The 19,962-nt window shown below is 59.8% G+C and carries 22 protein-coding genes and 5 tRNA genes; 7 read left to right on the forward strand and 20 right to left on the reverse strand.

What is annotated here, in order from left to right:
• Positions 1-376: 376 nt before the first annotated feature.
• The 5 genes from rplL to GRAN_RS03255 form a co-directional block, all read right to left on the reverse strand.
• Entirely contained in the window at positions 377-748 is a 372-nt protein-coding gene (gene rplL, locus GRAN_RS03235) for a 50S ribosomal protein L7/L12 (RefSeq protein ID WP_128911557.1), read from the reverse strand.
• 136 nt (positions 749-884) lie between these two features.
• Positions 885-1,604: a 50S ribosomal protein L10 gene (gene rplJ / locus GRAN_RS03240; RefSeq protein ID WP_128911558.1), complete on the reverse strand. Its 720-nt coding sequence runs from the start codon at positions 1,602-1,604 to the stop codon at positions 885-887.
• Positions 1,605-1,686: 82 nt separating this feature from the next.
• Positions 1,687-2,397 carry a 50S ribosomal protein L1 gene (gene rplA / locus GRAN_RS03245; RefSeq protein ID WP_128911559.1) on the reverse strand — a complete coding sequence of 237 codons (711 nt, stop codon included), beginning with the start codon at positions 2,395-2,397 and terminating at the stop codon, positions 1,687-1,689.
• A gap of 204 nt (positions 2,398-2,601) precedes the next feature.
• Positions 2,602-4,200 carry an amidohydrolase gene (locus GRAN_RS03250; protein ID WP_128911560.1) on the reverse strand — a complete coding sequence of 533 codons (1,599 nt, stop codon included), beginning with the start codon at positions 4,198-4,200 and terminating at the stop codon, positions 2,602-2,604.
• 347 nt (positions 4,201-4,547) lie between these two features.
• On the reverse strand, positions 4,548-5,402 hold the full coding sequence (locus tag GRAN_RS03255; RefSeq protein WP_338323413.1) for an SDR family oxidoreductase: 855 nt from the start codon (positions 5,400-5,402) through the stop codon (positions 4,548-4,550).
• Between the two features lie 148 nt (positions 5,403-5,550).
• On the opposite strand from GRAN_RS03255, the gene GRAN_RS03260 reads away from it, so the two are divergent.
• A complete protein-coding gene (locus GRAN_RS03260) occupies positions 5,551-6,135 on the forward strand; it encodes a TetR/AcrR family transcriptional regulator (RefSeq protein ID WP_128911561.1) in 585 nt (194 codons plus the stop codon).
• A gap of 438 nt (positions 6,136-6,573) precedes the next feature.
• Entirely contained in the window at positions 6,574-7,665 is a 1,092-nt protein-coding gene (locus tag GRAN_RS03265; protein ID WP_128911562.1) for an SPL family radical SAM protein, read from the forward strand.
• A gap of 79 nt (positions 7,666-7,744) precedes the next feature.
• Here GRAN_RS03265 and rplK read toward each other — a convergent pair whose 3' ends face one another.
• The 11 genes from rplK to GRAN_RS03320 form a co-directional block, all read right to left on the reverse strand.
• Complete coding sequence (gene rplK, locus GRAN_RS03270) at positions 7,745-8,179, reverse strand: 50S ribosomal protein L11 (RefSeq protein ID WP_128911563.1); 435 nt, start codon at positions 8,177-8,179, stop codon at positions 7,745-7,747.
• Between the two features lie 59 nt (positions 8,180-8,238).
• Entirely contained in the window at positions 8,239-8,916 is a 678-nt protein-coding gene (gene nusG, locus GRAN_RS03275) for a transcription termination/antitermination protein NusG (protein WP_128911564.1), read from the reverse strand.
• 34 nt (positions 8,917-8,950) lie between these two features.
• Entirely contained in the window at positions 8,951-9,214 is a 264-nt protein-coding gene (secE, locus tag GRAN_RS03280) for a preprotein translocase subunit SecE (protein WP_128911565.1), read from the reverse strand.
• A 59-nt stretch (positions 9,215-9,273) separates the two neighbouring features.
• Positions 9,274-9,349: transfer RNA gene (locus GRAN_RS03285), tRNA-Trp, on the reverse strand.
• 216 nt (positions 9,350-9,565) lie between these two features.
• A complete protein-coding gene (gene tuf / locus GRAN_RS03290; protein ID WP_128911566.1) occupies positions 9,566-10,753 on the reverse strand; it encodes an elongation factor Tu in 1,188 nt (395 codons plus the stop codon).
• 85 nt (positions 10,754-10,838) lie between these two features.
• A complete protein-coding gene (locus GRAN_RS03295) occupies positions 10,839-11,159 on the reverse strand; it encodes a hypothetical protein (protein ID WP_421800754.1) in 321 nt (106 codons plus the stop codon).
• Between the two features lie 25 nt (positions 11,160-11,184).
• A tRNA-Gly gene (locus GRAN_RS03300) sits at positions 11,185-11,259 on the reverse strand.
• Positions 11,260-11,287: 28 nt separating this feature from the next.
• Positions 11,288-11,362 (reverse strand) — tRNA-Thr (locus GRAN_RS03305).
• Positions 11,363-11,607: 245 nt separating this feature from the next.
• Positions 11,608-11,694, reverse strand: a tRNA-Tyr gene (locus tag GRAN_RS03310).
• Between the two features lie 180 nt (positions 11,695-11,874).
• A tRNA-Thr gene (locus GRAN_RS03315) sits at positions 11,875-11,950 on the reverse strand.
• Positions 11,951-12,363: 413 nt separating this feature from the next.
• Positions 12,364-13,035: an O-methyltransferase gene (locus tag GRAN_RS03320; protein WP_128911568.1), complete on the reverse strand. Its 672-nt coding sequence runs from the start codon at positions 13,033-13,035 to the stop codon at positions 12,364-12,366.
• A gap of 192 nt (positions 13,036-13,227) precedes the next feature.
• Between GRAN_RS03320 and GRAN_RS03325 the strand changes: the two genes are divergently transcribed.
• The 3 genes from GRAN_RS03325 to GRAN_RS03335 all read left to right on the forward strand — a co-directional run bounded on the left by GRAN_RS03325 (position 13,228) and on the right by GRAN_RS03335 (position 17,037).
• The gene (locus GRAN_RS03325) at positions 13,228-14,241 is read left to right on the forward strand and encodes a hypothetical protein (protein ID WP_128911569.1); all 1,014 of its coding nucleotides are present in this window, start codon (positions 13,228-13,230) and stop codon (positions 14,239-14,241) included.
• Between the two features lie 297 nt (positions 14,242-14,538).
• A complete protein-coding gene (locus GRAN_RS03330) occupies positions 14,539-15,891 on the forward strand; it encodes a PQQ-dependent sugar dehydrogenase (RefSeq protein ID WP_128911570.1) in 1,353 nt (450 codons plus the stop codon).
• A gap of 102 nt (positions 15,892-15,993) precedes the next feature.
• Positions 15,994-17,037, forward strand: a complete 1,044-nt coding sequence (locus tag GRAN_RS03335; protein WP_128911571.1) for a beta propeller repeat protein — start codon at positions 15,994-15,996, stop codon at positions 17,035-17,037.
• A gap of 6 nt (positions 17,038-17,043) precedes the next feature.
• On the opposite strand, the gene GRAN_RS03340 is transcribed toward GRAN_RS03335, so the two are convergent.
• The 3 genes from GRAN_RS03340 to GRAN_RS03350 form a co-directional block, all read right to left on the reverse strand.
• A complete protein-coding gene (locus tag GRAN_RS03340; RefSeq protein WP_338323414.1) occupies positions 17,044-17,325 on the reverse strand; it encodes a Uma2 family endonuclease in 282 nt (93 codons plus the stop codon).
• 22 nt (positions 17,326-17,347) lie between these two features.
• Positions 17,348-17,581, reverse strand: coding sequence for a hypothetical protein (locus tag GRAN_RS03345; RefSeq protein ID WP_128911573.1), 234 nt, complete (start codon positions 17,579-17,581; stop codon positions 17,348-17,350).
• 113 nt (positions 17,582-17,694) lie between these two features.
• On the reverse strand, positions 17,695-18,156 hold the full coding sequence (locus tag GRAN_RS03350; protein ID WP_128911574.1) for an energy transducer TonB: 462 nt from the start codon (positions 18,154-18,156) through the stop codon (positions 17,695-17,697).
• A 299-nt stretch (positions 18,157-18,455) separates the two neighbouring features.
• On the opposite strand from GRAN_RS03350, the gene GRAN_RS03355 reads away from it, so the two are divergent.
• Both GRAN_RS03355 and GRAN_RS03360 read left to right on the forward strand, forming a co-directional pair.
• A complete protein-coding gene (locus GRAN_RS03355; RefSeq protein WP_128911575.1) occupies positions 18,456-18,797 on the forward strand; it encodes a PadR family transcriptional regulator in 342 nt (113 codons plus the stop codon).
• Between the two features lie 188 nt (positions 18,798-18,985).
• Entirely contained in the window at positions 18,986-19,291 is a 306-nt protein-coding gene (locus GRAN_RS03360; RefSeq protein WP_128911576.1) for a hypothetical protein, read from the forward strand.
• Between the two features lie 116 nt (positions 19,292-19,407).
• Here GRAN_RS03360 and GRAN_RS03365 read toward each other — a convergent pair whose 3' ends face one another.
• Positions 19,408-19,680 (reverse strand): hypothetical protein, encoded by a 273-nt coding sequence (locus GRAN_RS03365; protein ID WP_128911577.1) that lies wholly within the window; start codon positions 19,678-19,680, stop codon positions 19,408-19,410.
• Positions 19,681-19,962: the final 282 nt, after the last annotated feature.

Genomic DNA, 19,962 nt, shown 5'->3' on the forward strand with positions numbered 1-19,962 from the left:
CCACGAGCGCAGATAGAAGCCGCAGATTGGTTGGTTCAAGGTAATGGAAATGCTTGCCACTCTCTGAGGCCCGCCTGGCCCCAGGTTCGCCGCTCGCTGTTGCCCATTTCACCACATGCCTCCGCCGCTCGAGACACATAATGGCCGGCTCCTTAGCCTGTCTGCCTGACAGGATGACCCGGATATTGCAGAAGTTAGCCGCTTTTCGTCTGGAAACCCAGACTATGCTCCCCAGCGCGTGGCTGGATGGGCATCCGAACTAAGTTTTGGTTGTTGTGTTGCCGGGATATCCCGTCTGCACGCCGAAGCAGAACGCATACCCTCTCCATAGGAGAGAATACCGCGTTCCGCTTCAACGTGCAAGTGGGGTGATCCGTTACTTGATTTCGACAGTCGCGATGCCATCGAACTTCTTCGCGATGGCGGCCGCATCTTCCTTCGAAACGTTCTCCTTCAGGGGCTTGGGAGCTCCGTCGACCAGGTCCTTGGCTTCCTTCAGGCCAAGAGCGGTGACTTCGCGCACAGCCTTGATGGTCGAGATCTTGTTCGCGCCGGCATCCTTGAGGATGACGGTGAACTCGGTCTTCTCTTCCACCGGAGCCGCTGCTGCCGCGCCGCCGCCTGCTGCCGGGGCTGCTGCTGCCGCTGCTGCCGAGACGCCGAGACGGGTCTCAAGGGCCTTGACCAGAGCCGAAGCTTCGAGGAGGCTGAGGTTTACGATCGAGTCTTCAATCTGCTGAATGTCCATGTTCTTCTCCGTATATAGTTCGAAATCGTTGCTGCTGATTACTTCTCCGAAGCCCGACTGCGCTCCGGCTGCTCACTCCCACCCGGGTTTCCGTTGCGCCCAGACCGGCGCACCCGGGAAGGAAGAGCGAACTTGTTTAGCCTTCGACCGGATCGGTCGTGGCTGCTTCGCCAGCCTGCGAGGCCGTGCCATTCTCAGGCTGCGCTTCCGCGGCAGCTTCGACAGCATGCGTCTCGGCTACCAGCTCGCCAGCTTCAGCAGGAGCTTCAACCGCAGGAGCCTCGGCAACCGGTGCGGGAGCAGATGCCACCGCAGCAGGCTCAGCCGAACCGGCGAACTTGCCCTTCTCGACGCCCTGGCCGATGACGACCGCGAGGTCGCGTCCGGTGGCGTTGATGACGGTCGCCAAACGCTGCGCCGGCGACTGGATGAGGAACAGGAGCTTCGCGTACAGCTCTTCCTTACCCGGCATCGTGGCGAGTGCGTTGACTTCTTCAACCGTGATCACCTTGCCGTCGACGATGCCCAGCTTGAACGTGAACTCCGAGTTGTCCTTCACCCAGGCCGAAAGCGCCTTGGCGAGCGCAACCGGATCGCCCGAGGTGTATGCGACCGACGAAACGCCCTTGAGACCCTGGAGCGCCGCTTCGATCTTGGTTCCCTGGCTCGCGCGTGCGGCCAGCTTGTTCTTCACGACGTGGTAGCTGCCACCCGCCTCGCGAACCGTCTTGCGAAGATCGAAGTCCTTCGACGCGGTCAGCGCCTTGAAGGTGCCGATGATCGCCGACGTAGAGTTCTGCAGTTCGCCTGCAAGCTTCTCCAGCTTCTGGGTCTTCTTTGCCCTGGATATTGCCATTGCTAACCTCTTCCCTTGCTCGCTCCGCCTCTCCTCGCTTTACGCGGCCAGAGAGAGCGGGCGGCTATCCGTCAATGTGTTGTTAGTTCTTGCTCGCAGCTTCCGCGGTGGTCGGATCGAGCGAGATGCCGGGGCCCATCGTCGAGCTCAGCGTGATGCCGCGGACATACTTGCCCTTGGCTGCCGACGGCTTCGCCTTCAGAACGCTCGAGATCACCGTCATCGCGTTATCGACCAGCTTCTGCGGATCGAACGAGAGCTTGCCCACCGGAACGTGAACCAGAGCGGTCTTGTCCGTGCGGAACTCGACCTTACCCGCCTTGATCTCCTTGATCGCGCTGACCACATCGGTCGTCACGGTCCCGGTCTTCGGGTTCGGCATCAGGCCGCGCGGTCCGAGAACCTTACCGAGACGTCCAACCGACTTCATCATGTCGGGGGTCGCGATGAGCGCGTCGAAGGCCGTCCAGCCTTCTTTCTGAATCCGCTCGACCAGCTCTTCGCCGCCGAAGAACTCCGCGCCTGCCGCCTCGGCGTCCTTGATCTTGTCGCCCGACGCGATGACCGCTACGATCTTCGACTTGCCAAGCCCGTGAGGAAGAACAACGGTGCCGCGGACCATCTGGTCCGCGTGCTTCGGATCCACTCCAAGCCGCAGCGTCAGGTCGACGGTTTCGTCGAACTTCGCGTACTTGGCCTTCTTGAGGAGAGGAACAGCATCAACCAGCGTGTACGGACGCGGCTCAACCAACGCGCGCGCCGCCGCCAGATTCTTTGAAATCTTCTTTGCCATGGAGGCTTATCCTTCTGTCTACCACCCCATCGGACTCTCTTCCGTCCGGGCGTGGTGCCGACTCATCCCTGCGGGGAGCAGAGACAACCTTCTAAGTATGCCCGTGGACGGGGAAAAGGTCAAGCAATCTCGAAGTCGTGACACATGAACGGTCCGCGTCCCATGCGAGATCCACTTACCCGAAGCATTCGCGAGGATAAGCCGTCACTGCGGTCCCGGAGACTGAAATGCTATTTTTCCCCCGACAATCGTGAGCACACTATGCGTCGCCATCACAGGCGCTGCTGTCGGTGCGCTTACATCCTGCGACAGCACGGTGATGTCGGCAAGCGCACCCGGCTTTATTGTGCCCTTTCGATTCTCCATGAACTCCGCATAGGAGGATCCGATGGTCAATGCGCGCAGCGCGGTCTCGCGATCAACCGCCTGCGGATTCTTGGGGTCGGTCATCACATTGAAGATGAGCCAAGGGGACATGCCACTATCCGATCCGTAGGCGAGCGGGATATTTCCCTCCGACAGAGACTTCCATGGTCTGCCTGGCCGCGGCTGGGCAACGACGATTCCCAACCGGAAGGCACGCGCAATGCGTTCCGGCGTGTCAAGACCGTCGCCGTGTTCGAAGCGGACTCGGAGAGGCTTCCATGTAGCGGCGGGGGCCAGCTTTTCCATCTCATCCATCACCTCGTCCGAGATCGCGTCTCCTGCGGTGTGGAAGAGGAACTGATCCTTCCCACTCAAGGCGATCCTGAGTTGGCGGTCAATGAAGGCTACAGAATAGTCGGGGCGTCCGCGCCAGCCCGGCCTATCTGCATAGTCCTTCGTCCGGTAAGCGAGTTCCTCGATCGGAGTGCCATCGAGAACGAACTTCACCCCCGCGACACGTACGCGCGGCGAAAGAATCTCCTCACCCGTCTTGAGTTTTTCACCGACACGCTCATCTTCACGCGCCATCGGAAACCGCATGATCCGGATGCGTAGCGGAGTGTCCGCATCGACAAATGTCCTTTCGAGATAGCTCAACCGCTGATTGGTGGCCATGATCTGGACGGAGGTGACCCCCTCAGCGAGTCGTCGCTGTGCATAGGCCTTGAAAGCCTGGACCGAAGCAGGTACACCGGCCTCGTCGCTAAGACGCCGCCGGATCTCGTTACCTGCTTCCTCCTCCATGAGGCCCGTCAGGTGACCGGTCGCATCGCGGTCGAAGCGGCCACCCTCGGGATCTGTGATGGTGTCCGCAATGCCAAGCTTAGCGAGCCCTGCGGCATTCACAAAGACGCCGTGGCCCCACCAGGCCTCGACCATGACCGGGTGCGAACCTCCTGCCTCATTCAGGGCGGTCTTTGTCTCTTCCGGGTGACGGATAACGGCGGGGCCGACGACCGAATGGATCCACTCGTTCTGCTGATCGGTAGCAGCGGCTGCCTTTACCCCCGCAGCCAGTTCCGCGATAGAGGGATCGGGGCCCTGGCCATGTGGCGGAGACGGAAACGGTACCTGGATACCATAAAGCGCGCCACCCACATGATCGTGCGAGTCATCGATCCCAGGCATCGCCATCCGGCCTTCGAGATTAATGACCTGGGTATGGGCGTCGGCCGTGGAACACACAGCGCCATCGGCACCGGCGGCAAGGATGCGGTCCCCCCGAATCGCGACCGCTTCTACCCAGGGATTAGTCGTGTCGGCTGTGAAGATGTGTCCGTGACAGAGAACCAGGTCAGGAGAGGCCGGCTTCTGCGCACTCGCGGTGACGGCCAGACACAGGACGACTGAGATAGAAATTTCTCGATGAAGTGGCATTTGAAAGCGCTCCTGGGGCCTTCAGCATAAGGCATTGCTGCGAGAAATTTGATTGTTTCTCGCAATAACAAAGCCTCTTTCACCGCCCGGGTCGTGGAGGTTCTCTCAGCGCTCCATATCGCCATGGTCCTCAACATCGCCATGGTCCTCAACCAACCCAGCCCAACAGGAGCTCTGATAGCATCTCCCGCCCCCACGCTGAACGCACACCTTCACGATCCACCCCGCTTTGGCCTAAGCTGTCACGCCGAAAACGGCAACGGCCTGTGCGGAAAAATGTGCCCGCGCAGGCCGTGATTTGTTTGCTGAGGAGCTTTTTCAATACTCCATATTCCCAAGGTCCTCAATCAACCCAGGCCCAACCGGATCCCACCCCAGCGTCTTCCGCGTCCACTCGCTCGACGCCGGCATATCCAGCCCGGCAAACCCGCAAGCCAGCCGAAGTGCGCCGGAGCCTCCTCCGGAGTGATCGAAACCACCGGCACCTTCAACCCCTTGCCGATCGTCTCCGCCATCTCCTTCATCGATACGCCCTCTTCCTGCACCGCGTGATACACGGTGTAGCCAGCGCCGGTCTTCTCGACCGCCAGCCGGTACAGCTCCGCCACGGCATGGAGCGGGGCCGCCGCCCAGCGATTGCTGCCGTCGCCGATATAAGGCGACACGCCCTTCTCACGCGCCGCTGCAGTCACGTAAGGAACCAGCCCCTGCTTGTGCGTGTCATGCACCTGCGGAAGCCGCACGATCGCAACATGCACACCCTTCTCAGAAATTTTGCGGGCGGTCTGCTCCGGCTTGCGCGGAATCGTCGGCTGATCCACAGGCGGATCCTTCTCCGTGCGCAGGTGACCGGGACCACCGGTCGCCAGGCCCGTTCCCGAGGTGACAACCAGGAGCTTTCCCGGCTCCAGCACCGACCCGAGTGCCTCGATCGCGTGCTGTTCATCCACCGCATTCTGCGCGAACTTCGAGAAGTCATGGCTGAACGCAAGGTGAACCACCGCGTCCATGCCTGTCGCGCCTGCCTTAAGGCTCTCGAGGTCCGTCAACTCGCCCCGATGAACCTCGACGCCAGCCGCCTTTAGCTGCTCCACCCCCGCGTCACTGCGCGTCATCCCGCGCACCTGGTGGCCCGCCTTGACCAGTTCCTTCACCAACTCTGTCCCGATAAATCCCGTCGCGCCTGTCACAAAGACTCGCATATTGACCTCTCCTGCTGTTTAGAGGCGCATACGGAATGCGCCCGGTTGACTTTCCTGCCTCCACTCGCTAAAACGGGGACAGTCTCCGTATACAGAATAGATAAACGGGGACTGTCCCCGGTTGCAAAGATATTCCGCTATTTTCTTTATGTCCAATCCGCTTCCCCCAACTCCGCCGGCCGCCCGTAAGATCCGCGCCGATGCGCAGCGGAATCGCGACCTCATCCTTGAGTTCGCCAAGAAGGCCTTCACCCGCGACGGCGCGGACGCCAGCCTCGACGACATAGCCCGCAGCGCCGGCATCGGCTCCGCGACGCTCTACCGCCACTTCCCCACGCGCGAGGTCCTGATCGAGGCGGTCTACCGCACCGAAGTCGAGAGACTCGCTGCGGCGGAGGAACGTTTCGCCGCCACGATGCCCCCGGTCGAAGCCCTACGCGCCTGGATGCTGCTTTTTGTCGATCACGTCGCCGAGAAGAAGCTCATCATCCCGGCAATGGACGTGGTCGATGGAGGCTCGATGCGCCTCATTGAAGGCGCACGCGTCCAAACCCACGGCGCCTTCCTCAAGGCCGCCCGGCGAGCTATCGACAGCGGAGCCCTACGCTCGGACACCGACCCGAACGACTTCATCCGCGCATTGATCGGCATCTTCCACACGACGGCCACCCCCGGCTGGGAGGAAAGCGCACGCCGCATCGTCGATCTCCTGATTGCCGGAGCCCGCCGCTAATCCTGTCGATCCCGAGGGAAACAAACGGCATGTAAAAAAAACTCTGGGAGAGACCTGCGAAAAACAAGGCAAATTCGCGTGTCAAGGGCCAATCCCTCGTAACTGATTCATTCCAAAAGGAAATGTCGATGTCCCTTTAGTTATGGCGGGAACGGTAGAATTGAAGGTATAAGTCAAGAAGGCAATGGTCTGGAACTGCGGTGGGACGCTTCCAGTTGGTAAATCCGGGCTAACTCCTTTCTTTACTAATATTTAGGGTGTAAGTCCTTTTATTTCATATATTTGCGGCCCTATATTTTCTGTATCTCTAACAAACAAAATAAGTTACGCCCCGACAGTGGGGAGGGGGGATACCCCTTTGTGAATGCACAACAGAGAGGAAGATGGAGGTTGACGGTCAGTCCGTGGGGGTCTACTCTTCACCCACGAGGCGAATATATGGCGAAACTGGAAGACCCGGCAACGCAAGCGTTGTTCCCCATCCTGCCCCAGGGTCCGGTAGGACTGGCACGACTCGCAGCCGAAGCGCAGCACGCGGATGACGGACATAACATCGAGTTCATGACCCTGGAAGCGCGCTCGATTCTCAATCGATCCGTCTCGAAGCGCCAGCTCTCCCTCGCCTGGTCGATCAACCCCTACCGAGGCTGCGAGTTCGCCTGTCGCTACTGCTACGCACGCTACACCCACGAGTTCCTCGAGCCGGAACCGATCGGCATCAAGGACGATCACGCCGACGAGCCACAAGCCTGGGCCACCGCCTTCGAGCGCAAGATCTACCTGAAGCGGAACGCCGCCTGGCTGCTCGAACAGGATCTGAGAAAAGTCGATCCAGCCGAAGAGATCGCGCTGGGAACCGCAACCGATCCCTATCAGCCCATCGAACGCCGCGCCGGAATCACCAGGAGCCTTCTGGAAGTCTTAGCAAAGCGATCGGGATATCGCCTCGGAATCGTAACGAAGTCTAATCTGATCCTCCGCGACATCGATCTGCTCACAAAGATCGCCGCAGGAAACACCCTGGTGATTCACTTGACCATCACCACACCCGACGCAAAGCTCGCACGTCTCTTAGAACCAAGAGCACCAAGACCGGACTTACGTTTCGAAGCCATCCGAAGTCTGCGAGCGGCAAAGCTGACCGCAGGAATCCTCTGCTCCCCTCTGCTTCCAGGCATCACCGACACGTCAAAAGCCCTGAACCGCATGGCATCCAAAGCGGCTGAAGCTGGAGCAAGCTTCTTCGCCGCCCAACCGCTGTTCCTGAAGTCGTGCTCGCGTCCAACCTACCTGAGCTTCGTTCGCGAGCACTTCCCCGCTCTTCTCCCCACATATGAAGAGCACTTCAGCCAGGGAGCCTTCTCGCAAGGTCCATATCGAAGAAGGATGGAAGCGCTGGTTGAGGAAGCTTGCCGAAAGCACGGAGTTCCAGGCCGCTCGACCGACGCGCTTCTGACCCGCGACGCAGGAATGGGACGAAAGGGACCAATCTCCGAGTTCCGCCCGATCCAGCACACGCTGTTTGCGTAATCCAACTAGACCAACACCAAAAGGCGGAGCGCTCAGGAGCGCTCCGCCGACATGGCGTATAGAAGTGGGAAGGACCGGTTTAGGCGGTAACTTCGATGCCCATCGAACGGGCAGTTCCACGGATCGACTTCGCGGCCGACTCGACCGACGACGCGTTCATGTCAGGCATCTTGGTCTTGGCGATCTCGAGGATCTGCTTCTCGGTCACCTTGCCGAGCTTCTCCTTGTTAGGAGTGCCCGAACCCTTGGCAATCCCAGCAGCCTTCATCAGGAGCACTGGAGCCGGAGGAGTCTTGGTGATGAACGAGAACGTGCGGTCCGCGTACACGGTAATGACGACCGGAATAGTCATCCCAGTCATTTCGGGTGTGGAGGTGCGGGCGTTGAACTGCTTGCAGAACTCCATGATGTTGACCTGCGCCTGACCGAGGGCCGGTCCAACCGGGGGTGCCGGGGTGGCCTTGCCACCAGTGATCTGAAGCTTGACGTATCCAGTAATCTTCTTCGGTGCCATTGCGGTAATCCTCTATGCTTCCAGCGGCGGGCTCTGCCAGCCTGCTTTTTCTGCGAATCCTATTCTTCGGATCCGTCAAACTTGTCTACCTTCGAGAACTCGATCTCGACAGGGGTGGAACGGCCGAAGATCGAGACCATGACCTTGAGGGTCTGCTTGTCTTCGTTGACATCGTCGACCGCGCCGTTGAAGTTGGCGAATGGACCTTCGTTGATCCGGACCTGCTCGCCCTTCTCGAACTTGATCTTCATTGCCGGCTTTTCCTTCGAGACATCCGAACGGAAAAGGATCGAGCTGACTTCCTGCTCGGAGAGCGCGACCGGCTTGTCGCCCGTACCAAGGAAGCCCGTGACGCGAGGAGTGTTCTTGATCACATGCCAAAGGTCGTTATCGAGTTCCATCTCCACCAGAACATAACCTGGAAGGAAGACCCGCTCGATGACGTACTTCTTACCATTGCGCAACTCAGTGACGGGCTCGGTCGGGATCATGATGCGGCCGATGCGGTTCTGCAGTCCGAATGCCTGAATGCGGCTCTCGAGTGACTCGCGCACTTTGCGCTCGAAGCCGGAGTAGGCGTGAATGATGTACCACTTGAAGTTCTCGTTGACGGGAGGCGCGAGATGCTCGGTCTCACCCTCGACCGGAAGTGCCGGGTCGCCGGGAAGTGCCGCGCTGGTGTCCAAACCGTCCGGAATCTGCTCGTCTGCCGCCATGAGTATGCCTTTTTGCTTCATCAACTTCTTTCCAAATCGTTGCGGAACCCTGTGCCTAGTGGCTCAACTTCTTCAGAATGAGCTCAATCGCGTGCCCGATGATGTTATCGACGAGCCAGAAGTAGGCCGCGAAGATGAACACCGTGACGATCACGACGATCGTGGTCGTCTGCACCTCGTCGCGCGAGGGCGTGATGACCTTGCGCATCTCGCTGCGAACATCGTGCAGGAAGCTCTGGAGACGCGCAGGAGTGTCCTTCATCTGCTGAAGGCCTCCGTTCTGGTTGGTGTCGGTCGCGACTGCGATTGCTTTAGCCATGGCTGTTGATACACCTTCGTACAACGAAATCTTCTGAATGCACTGCGTAAAGCGAGAACTGGCGGGGGAGCTCGGATTCGAACCGAGAAGTTCGGTTTTGGAGACCGACAGTTTAACCGTTGAGCTTACTCCCCCGGATTTGGCCTTACCAACGTCGGCCACCGGTGAAGCTCTTTGCCGCTTGATTCTCTTTTGCTGCGCGACACGCTCTTCAGCGTCTCGATATCGCGTCTCTTTCTATCCTAACCGATACAGGGCAACGCCGGAGACGGGATCTTTCCCGGCTCCGGCTCTGCTAACTGCATTTTTGGAACAGACAGAGGCGGAAACCTTTGTCGTGAAGCAATTTCTTTACTTGATGATCTCGGAGATGGTACCGGCTCCGACGGTGCGTCCGCCTTCGCGGATAGCGAAGCGCAGACCCTTCTCCATCGCGACCGGCGTGTGCAGCGTGATCTCGAGCTGAACGTTATCGCCAGGCATCACCATCTCGATGCCAGCCGGCAGCTTCGCCGATCCGGTTACGTCCGTGGTGCGGAAGTAGAACTGGGGACGGTAGCCGTTGAAGAACGGAGTGTGACGTCCGCCTTCTTCCTTGCTCAGAACGTAGATCTCGCCCTTGAACTCGGTGTGCGGCGTGATCGAACCAGGCTTCGCAAGCACCATGCCGCGCTCGACATCTTCCTTCGCGATACCGCGCAGGAGGAGGCCGGCGTTATCTCCGGCGAGGCCTTCGTCAAGCTGCTTCTTGAACATCTCGACACCGGTGCAGACGGTCGCGCGCGTGTCGCGGAAACCGACGATCTCGCAGGCTTCACCCACCTTGATCTTGCCACGCTCGATACGGCCGGTGACCACGGTTCCGCGACCCGAGATCGAGAAGATGTCTTCGATCGGCATCAGGAACGGCAGATTGACCGCACGCTCGGGCTGGGGGATGTACTTGTCGACCGCGGCCATGAGCTCGTCGATCTTGGCTTCCCACTGGGCTTCGCCGTTGAGCGCGCCGAGGGCCGAACCACGGATGATCGGGGTGTCGTCGCCGGGGTAGTCGTACTTCGAAAGGAGCTCGCGAACTTCCATCTCGACGAGTTCGATGAGCTCTTCGTCTTCGACGGCATCGCACTTGTTCAGGAAGACGACGATGAAAGGAACGCCAACCTGACGGGCAAGGAGGACGTGCTCCTTGGTCTGGGGCATCGGGCCGTCGGTGGCGGCGACCACGAGGATCGCTCCGTCCATCTGGGCGGCGCCGGTGATCATGTTCTTGATGTAGTCGGCGTGGCCCGGGCAGTCGACGTGCGCGTAGTGCCGGTTCGCCGTCTCGTACTCGACGTGCGAGGTCGCGATGGTGATACCGCGCTCGCGCTCTTCCGGAGCGTTGTCGATGGTGTCGAACGAACGGAACGTGTTGTTCGGGTTGTGCTTCGACAGAACCTTCGTGATCGCCGCGGTCAGCGTCGTTTTGCCGTGATCGATGTGGCCAACCGTGCCAATATTGACGTGCGGCTTAGACCGGTCAAACTTTTCCTTGCCCATGACTGCTACCCTCTCCTGGTGAATGGCCGGCAAACGCACCGGCGATGCGGTTCAAACTGGTGGAATGGAGTGGCTGCGGCGCGACTCAGTAGTACGCGTACAGCTTGAAGAACTTCTGCCTGAGCTCGGGAGCGACGTGCTCGAGAGCGGCGAGGTAGAACTCGCGAATCATGCCCTGATCGCCATTGCCGAGGCTCTTGTACTCGCCCTGCGCTTTCGGCCCGAGCATTCCCTTGCCGAGAACGATCTCGAAGTCGCGAATCCGAAGTCTTGCCCGTTCGAGCGACTTCAGGAAATCCGACACCTTGGTCGACGAAAAGGAAGACTCGATGGCTGCGCGAACCGCGCTGAAGGCCTGCGGATCGGCTACCGGAATCGCTGCCTGCTGATACCCTGTGCTCAACACATCTCCTACAGCAACATACGAAATTTGGAGCGGGAGACGGGAATCGGACCCGCGACCAACAGCTTGGAAGGCTGTGACTCTACCACTGAGTTACTCCCGCGCTTTATAACACCTGCAACCTGCAAATCTGGAGCTGACGGAGAGGCTTGAACTCTCGACCTCTCCCTTACCAAGGGAGTGCTCTACCACTGAGCTACGCCAGCATACCTGCAACAACCATACAATCCTATCGCGAACGCGACCACTGGAGCACGACACGGAAGGCAAAAAATCCGGTCAAAATCCAGACCAGGGACCGATACTGACCCGGTTCCATCGTCTGCCAGGCTAAAACAGCCATAAAGCCAAGCAGAACAAGCGCGATGACCATTCGTCCACTGCCTGCCGGCCTCAGATCCAAACCTGCCACCAACACCTGCCGAACCCTTACCGCTACTACGAAACTGAATGGTGCACAGGGGAGGATTCGAACCTCCGTAGCGCATAACGCGGCAGATTTACAGTCTGCTGCCATTAACCACTCGGCCACCTGTGCACGTCCTGCCAGTTTTCCGTCTTGCGAACTCTTTCCTGCTTGCGACCGAGCGCTTCCCTTGACTACGGGAGGGCTGGATGCGAGTTGAGGAGGAGTTCTGCACGCCGGAACGACCTGCAGTGAAACAAATCCTTCGTCACACACTTTACAAATACTTCACTGCTTCGGGCTGAGGAGAACTGGAGCTGACGAAGGGATTTGAACCCCCGACCCTCTGATTACAAATCAGATGCTCTACCAGCTGAGCTACGCCAGCCCAAACAGCCTGCTTTGCGCTCAAACCGGACAGCGGCCAGAACGCGCCAACGTGCCCGCGCAGAGTGCGCCGCAAGATCAAACTTTAGCACATTCGGAACCCCGGAGCAACGATCCGAAGGCTTTCCGTGCGGCACCGGGAAGGAGGTATCCCCCCTCCCCATAGCCCGCGTTCAAGTCGTTTCGATGCAACGAGTTACGCCGCCCTTACCCCTGCAAATATCAGATAGCAAACAACTTACAGCTAAATATTAGTAGATAAAGGACTTATGCTCGTTAGGCAGATCGCGCCCGAACGCAGGGAGTTCTGTCTTTATCCTCTGCTTCTATTGTACGAGAGCCACCGAAACTAAAAGGACACCTATTTTTCTCTTTAGAATGTGTGGCTTACGTGGTTTCGGGGCTTGACAAGATTTAGAGGGCGTTTACGACGGCGAGGGTAAAGCCGTCGTAGCCTTTGTTGCCCACGGTCTGCAGAGCTGTGGCACTGAGGCGTGGATCTCCGGTGATTTGTGCGAGGAAGCGGCGGACTCCCTGCACGCGTGGATCCTCGCTCGTGGGGTCAGCTACAGCTCCGTTGCGGATCACGTTGTCGGCGATGATGACGGTGCCGGGGCGGGAGAGGCGGAGGGACCACTCAAGGTATTCCGAGTAGCTGGGCTTGTCGGCGTCGATGAAGATGAGGTCGAAGGGCGGCTGGCCCTCACTGTGGAGTCTGGGAAGAGACTCGATGGCGGGGCCAGTGCGGACCTCGACGATGGAGGACATGCCGGCATGGTCGATGTTAGCGCGGGCTGTGTCGGCGTGGTGCGGGTCGAATTCGAGGGTAATGAGGCTGCCGTGGGGCGGGAGGGCCTTGGCGAGCCAAAGGGTGCTGTAGCCGCCTAGCGTACCGATCTCGAGGATTCGCTTTGCACCCTGGATACGGGCCAGGAGATGGAGGAACATGCCCTGGTTTGCGGCTACGTCCATTGCGGGGAGGTTGGCGGCGGCGTTGGCTTTCAGGGCGGCTTCGAGATCGGGATCGGGCTTCAGGAGGGTTTCGACGAGGTAGTGATCGACTTTGGTCCAGAGGTCGCGGCTCATGGACTAAGGTTACCGCCCGGTTGGGGATGAGTGAAACGGGCAACGGCGAATGCACAAGCAAACGCAGATTCCCTTGGGAATGACAACCAGATAGGCAACGACAAGAGCAACGGCGGCTGGGGCTTCCAGAGCGGGTTGGCGCTGCTCGGTATAATCGTGGGAGTCGCGAGCTGCCGCCGAGACTTTTTGCCTATGTCCAGACGCACCCGCTACTTAGTCTTGTCTGCCTTGCTCCTCGTTGCCGCGATTGGGGTCGCATTTTTCGTGGTGAAGCAGTCGCCTCCACGGGCGGCCCGGCTGCTGCCGGAGGCGGATGGGATCGCCTATGTGAACCTGAAACCGATACGGCTGGCGACCCACCTCGACAAGAAGCCTGTTCCCCATTCGCCGGACTACCAGAAGTTCATCGATGCTACGGGGATCGTCTTTGAGAGGGACCTGGATTCAGCGGCGTTTGCGATTCACAAGATGGCGGATCCGAATGGGCCAAACGGGCCGGCGGCATTCTCCGAGGTGTTCGTGGGGCACTTCGATGGGAAGAGGCTGACGGAGTACCTGGCGACGATTGCGACGAGCCGTGAGACGTATGCGGGGCACGAGATCTTTACGATTCCGGTGGGTCTACCGGCGACGGTTGACGCGCATATGGCGGCGACGAGCAGACTGCTGCGGGTGACGCAGTTGAGCGACGACACGATCGCCGCTTCGAATGCTCCGACGACCGAGCAGATTCACGCGATTCTCGATCATCATCGGGCGTCGGTAAACCCGTTTGGCGGGCCCACGTTGTTGGGCGGCTTGTACCCGGAGGTTCCGGCGTTCGCGAGCGTTTGGGGGATTGGGGCGATCGGGCTGCCGTTCGCGGAAGAAGGCCGGGTTTCGGTGTTCGGGTTTCATCTGCCGTTAGCGGATACGACTCCGTTTGTGGCGAGCCTGCGGTATACCACGGGGTTGCACCTGAGGATCGAGCAGATTGCCGCGACGGATGCTGACGCTGAGCGGTCGGTGCAGAAGCTGCGGACACTGTTGATGCTGGTACGGCAGATGCAGGGGCTGGAGGCGGTGGGACCGGCCGAAGAGTCGCTTGCGGCGTTTACGGATTCGTTGAAGATCGAGCAGGAGAAGGATCGGGCGATTCTGACGGCGGTGATTCCGATTGATCTGCTGCGGAAGCTGACTTCGCCAAAGGGGCGGTCTGGGCGGTAGCCTTGTTGCGCGGTACAGCGACTACGAAGGCAACAGCAGACGCAGATTCCCTTCGGGAATGACAACCAAAAGGCAATGGCAAGTGCGCGGCGGTTGGGCCTCCTGCTTTCCGCCCTTAGCCGACAATGATGCCGTCGGCGAATATGGGGCACCCACTGGTCGTGGCTGTTTTGGGGAGAGCAACAACGGTGACAGCCGCATAGAGCGGCCATTGGCCTCCCATGGTGATTTCGACATCTGAAGCTTGTACGGGCTGAGAGGCTGTACTTCCTCGCCTCGCCCTATGGGAGCTAATTTATGAGTTTTCGCTATTCGTTGACGATCCTTGCGGCTGTGCCGTTCGCTTTTGCCGGTTTCGCCTCGCATGCACAGACGAAGCAGACGATTACGGGGCAGGACGCCTTTGCCGATTACAGCAAGCAGCAGCCGGGAGTGCGGAGGAAGATTACCGTCGCGGATCTTCCGGAGCCTAATCCTTCGGAGTCGGTCGATAACGGTCCGACGGTGGTGCCGAAGCCGGATGGGGCGATGCCGATCGCCCCGGCGGGGTTCAAGGTGGAGCTATATGCGGGTGGTGATAGCGGGACGGGGAATTTCCAGCAGCCGCGGCTGATCCGCACGGCTCCGAATGGGGATATTTTCCTGGCGGACTCGATGGCGGGCGAGGTCAAGGTGATGCGGGGCGTGGGCGCGAATGGGAAGGCTGCGACCATCGAGACGTTTGCTTCGGGGCTGGATCATCCGTTCGGGATTGCGTTTTATCCGGCGGCTAATCCGAAGTGGGTTTACGTGGCGAATACCACGACCGTCGTGCGGTTTGCTTATAAAGCCGGAGATTTGAAGGCTTCGGGGGCGCCGGAGATGCTTGTGCCGGACCTTCCTGGGTACGCGCAGTTGCGGGGCGGCGGGCACTGGACGCGGGATGTCGTGTTTACGAAGGATGGGACGAAGATGCTGGTGTCCGTCGGGTCGGGGTCGAATGCCGACGATCCGGATACGCATCCGAGAGAGTTTCACCGGGCGGATGTGCTGGAGTTTACGCCTGCGGGAAAGTTCCTCAAGGTGTACGCGGCCGGGATCCGAAACTGCGTGGGTGAGGCGATCAACCCGGTGACCGGGTCGCTGTGGTGCTCGGTGAATGAGCGGGATGCGCTTGGGAACAACCTGGTTCCGGACTACATCACGAGTGTGAAGGAAGATGGGTTCTATGGGTGGCCATGGTTCTACATGGGCGGGCACCAGGATCCACGGCTTGAAGGAAAGCATCCGGAGCTGAAGGCGAAGGTGCTGACGCCGGATGTGCTGATGCAGCCACACATGGCTTCGTTGGAGATGGTCTTTTACCCGGAGGCGCATGCTTCGTTTCCGGCTGAGTACAAGGGAGATGCATTTGCGGCGGAGCATGGGTCCTGGAACCGGGCGGCACGCGGCGGATACGAGGTTGTGCGTGTTCCGATGCATGCGGGTAGGGCGGAGGGCTCGTATGAGGACTTCCTGACGGGGTTTGTGACGCCGGATGGAAAGGTCTGGGGTCGGCCGGTCGGAGTCACCGTCGCCAAGGATGGGAGCTTGTTTGTCACGGACGACGGTAGCAAGTCGGTGTGGCATGTGACGTATATCGGCATGGGTGGGGCGGCGTCCGGACGATAACGGCTGCGAGTCTATTGGGAGTTGGATTGGGCATCTTCCACCCGGATGAAAGGTGCCCAAAGTGTTGTCGCGAGTTTGGAATCAGCGCGGTATGCTCTTGCCATGCGTTTCGCGCTTTGTATTGCGGCTGTTCTGCTTGCCTCCCGGTTTGCCCATGGTCAGATCGATCTCGAAGAGTCTCATGTAACGACCAGCCTGCGTGGGGTGGACACGGCTGGGACGGGTGTGGCGTGGGCAAGCGGGTCGGGTGGGACAGTGCTGCGGACGGAGGATGCGGGGTTCCTCTGGCAGCCGTGTACTACTCCAAAAGGCGCGGAGAAGCTGGATTTCCGTGGAGTGCAGGCTCTCGACGGGAATACAGCGGTGGTGATGTCGAGCGGGAGCGGGGAGCTTTCGAAGATCTACAAGACGACGGATGGGTGCCAGACGTGGAAGCTCGTCTTTACGAACCCGGACAAAGAGGGGTTCTTCGATACGATCCGGCGGGTGGGGGAGCGGGAGTTCTACGTACTTGGGGATCCGGTGCGGGGAAGGTTCGTGCTGTTCGTCAGCAAGGATGGCGGGGAGAGCTGGTCGGGAGTGAATGACGCTGGGCTTGCGGCGGAGAAGGGCGATGGGGCGTTCGCGGCGAGTAATACTTCGCTGATCGTGAGTGGTGGCACGCTCTACTTTGGGACCGGCGGGACCGGGGTGCCACACGTGTATGCGCGGAGGAGCTCGGCCTGGTCGAAGGCGGATGTGCCGCTGGCTTCGTACTCGACGGCGGCGGGAGTGTTCTCGATTGCGGCTCGGACAGATGCCAAGAGTACGCTGATCGCCGTGGGTGGGGTTTATTCGAAGCCGGACATTGGGGCGGGGACGGCGGCGACTTCTGTTGACGGGGGTAAGACGTGGAGAGGCGCGGATATGTCGCCGGGTGGGTACCGGTCGGGTGTGGCATACGACCGGGATGCGAAGGTGTGGGTGGCCGTGGGAACGAATGGAACGGACTTCTCGCGGGATGACGGGAAGACCTGGAAGCCGCTGGTTCCTACTGCCGCCGATGCGCCTGATGTTGCGAAGGGTTGGAACGCAGTGGCGCTGCCTTATGTCGTGGGGGCGAAGGGGCGGATCGGGCGGGTGAGGCCGGATGCGTTCGGGAAGTAACTCGACCTAGTCGAGGACGGAGAAGACTTCGGTGATGGAGATGACGATGGGTGTGCCGGAAACGGTGAGAGTCGGCTCGCTTGCGACGACGAAGCCGGTGGCGGTGAAGCGGCGGGCTTCGCGAGCGTCGGGATCGAAACACCAGACATGCTCGACGCCCATGGCGAGGTAGTCGTTGAGGCGGGCACGTCTTTTTGCCCAGGTGTCTTCGGGGCTGAGAACCTCGATGCAAAGCAGCGGGGCTTCGCGGACGATGCGGTCGACCTTCTGGGAACGTGGGATAAGCATCACATCCGGAATGCGAAAGCGGTTAGGAGTGACCTGAAGTCTGCACTCGGGTAGGGCGATGACGTTCCATTCCACCTCCCGAATGGAGAAGAGCCCAATGAGCCCTGCCTTGTAACCTGCTGTGCTCGTACTCGCCTAAGTTTCGCTCCTCGATGACGCCATCCACAAAGTCGCAATCGGGCCGGTAGGACGTGCGCAGGTACTCCTCGACGGTGAGGGGGCGGCTTTCGGTCGAGGTGAGGGGCGCGGTAGCCATAGGGGAAGGATGCTCCTCTTCGACGGCACGCGAAAGACCACCCGCAGACGCACGGGTGGCCTTTCACTTTGTGGATCACAAAGCGATGGGAGGCTCAGGATGTGTGGGAGGAGTTAGTTGCCGGACTGGCTCTTGAGGACGATCTCGAGGCTGACGGGGACGGCGGTCGGCCTGTCGTTGACGGTGCCGGGGGTGAAGCGGTACTGGCTGACGGCGTCGAGGACGTTGCGGTTCTCTTCGGCGTCCGGGGAGGCGACGATCTTGAGGTTGGAAGGCTTGCCGGTCTCATCGACGATCATGCCGACGACGAACTTGCGGTCGAGGTTATTGCGGGTCCAGAAGGACGAGTCTTCGGAGGGGATGTTGGTGGAGTGAACGAGCTTGGGAGCGACGACTCCCTTGGAGATGCGGACCTGAGCCTTGGACGTGGTGGTGTCGGCGGACTTGGAGGCGGCGAGTTCGGCTGGCTGAACGAGCTTCGACTCGAGGACCGAAGCGTTGCTGGCAGGGGTTTTTGCCTGAGCGAGAAGGAGAGCGGGGGAAAGCAGGAGGGTGGCTGCAATGACTCGACGCATGATGTTGTATCTCCAGGACAGGAGTGCCCAACACCATCTTCTACTCCCGCTAGCACGATTGTCAACTTTTATTTCTTGATGCTACTAATCCCACCCGCCCCCTGAGACAATTCCAGCTTTTGCTCCGTACTTCTGGACGGGATCTCCGTCCTCCGAAATAAGGAGCGTCGAGACGAAATGGCTATGTAGCATTCTTCATTAAGTTAGAGCGAGATGGTGAGGGGCTCTTCGCTGGTGCGCAAACTTCTTCTCGAAACTTGAGTGTTGTGAATGGGGCTTAGAGGGATTACAACTACGTCATGCGAAGTACGCGTGGCGTAGTTGAATCCGAGCTGGATCCAACGGTCGGCCAATATTCCGATCCTCCGCTGCTGGTGCTTGCGAGTCTCGCAAGTGGGCCCAAGCACGGGCACGCGATGATCGAAGACATAGCGGCGCTGTGCGGGACTCGTCTTGGTCCTGGGACGCTGTATGGGGCGATTGCCCGGCTGGAGAAGCAGGGGTGGATCGAGCCGCTGGCCCAGGAAGAGAGGAGGCAGCCCTATCGCATTACGGCGCATGGAGTGCGCGTGCTGCGAGCGAGGTTAGATACGCTGGCGCGCTTTACCAAGGCCGGGCTGGAAAGGCTGGACGAGATATGAAGACGCTGGCCGCCAGGCTACTCACGCGGCTGTACCCACGCGGGTGGCGCGCGAGATATGGCGCGGAGTTTGAGGCGCTGCTTGAGGCGGAACCTGGTGGGATCTTTTCAGCTGCAAACATCGTTTGGTCTGCTGCGCGGGAACATCTGGCACCGACACAAGGAGGAACAATGGCAGAAGCGGGAATAATGGATCCACTTACTTTCGGTTCTATTCTCAAACGGCCGAGCGCCTTTCTTCCGCTGGCCATGTCCATGATCGCGCTCACGCTCGTTCTCGCTGCGGTCGGGCTGAGTGGTATTCCGAGGAATAGCGATGAAGGTGCCGTTGCGCATCTCTGGCAACTCCTGATGGCGGGTCAGGTGCCGATCATCCTGTTCTTCGCGATCCGATGGCTGCCGAGGTCTCCGAGGCTGACACTCTTCGTTCTGGCGCAGCAGGCGGGAGCAGCGCTGGCGTCGCTTGCAGCGGTCTTCTTTTTCAAGCTTGGGTAAGGATCGACCCGTCAGGCTGGAAGGCGAATGAATCCGTCAAGGGACGGGGCGGCCAGAGGCATGGTCTCGGAGCTCTGGCGGATTCATCACGGCCTTTGCGAGGAGGTACGGCGAAGTTACTGGAGGCGGAGCCACGCGTCGTAGGTGTACATGCCGACGATGACGGCGCCGAGCAGAGCGGATGCGCCGCCGAAGGCACGCACATAAGGACGGGTGCGGGTGACGGACTTCTGGATGTCGTCCTGGAGCTGATGCTCGTGACTGTTGTTGTCGTTAAGGAAGAGCTGATCTTCTTCGTAGCGGGTCACAGTGGCGTTATAGGCGAGCAGGGCAAGGAAGGCGGCAGTGATTACCCCCCAGACGGTAAGCATGATGGCGACGTGACTCATGATGATGCCTCTTTGACGAGCGAAGTCGCGGCCTATCCTGCTCCCGGTTCGTGATCGCCAAAAGCAGGAGAAACCGAGTGGCGACATATTACTCCCGTAACAAAGCTTTTGGGTATAGACCGGCGCGACTTTTCTTTGCCGGTTTCTGCACTTGCCTCTGGCCGGGTCGAGAGGAGTTCTTGCGACCGAGGCGGCGTCGGCGGCATCTATAGGCATGCGACCGAAAGAAATTGCTCCCCGGATGACGGAGGCATACACTATTCGAAGCGCACTTTCTTTCGC

The organism is Granulicella sibirica (genome assembly GCF_004115155.1).
In the GTDB taxonomy this organism is placed as follows: domain Bacteria; phylum Acidobacteriota; class Terriglobia; order Terriglobales; family Acidobacteriaceae; genus Edaphobacter; species Edaphobacter sibiricus.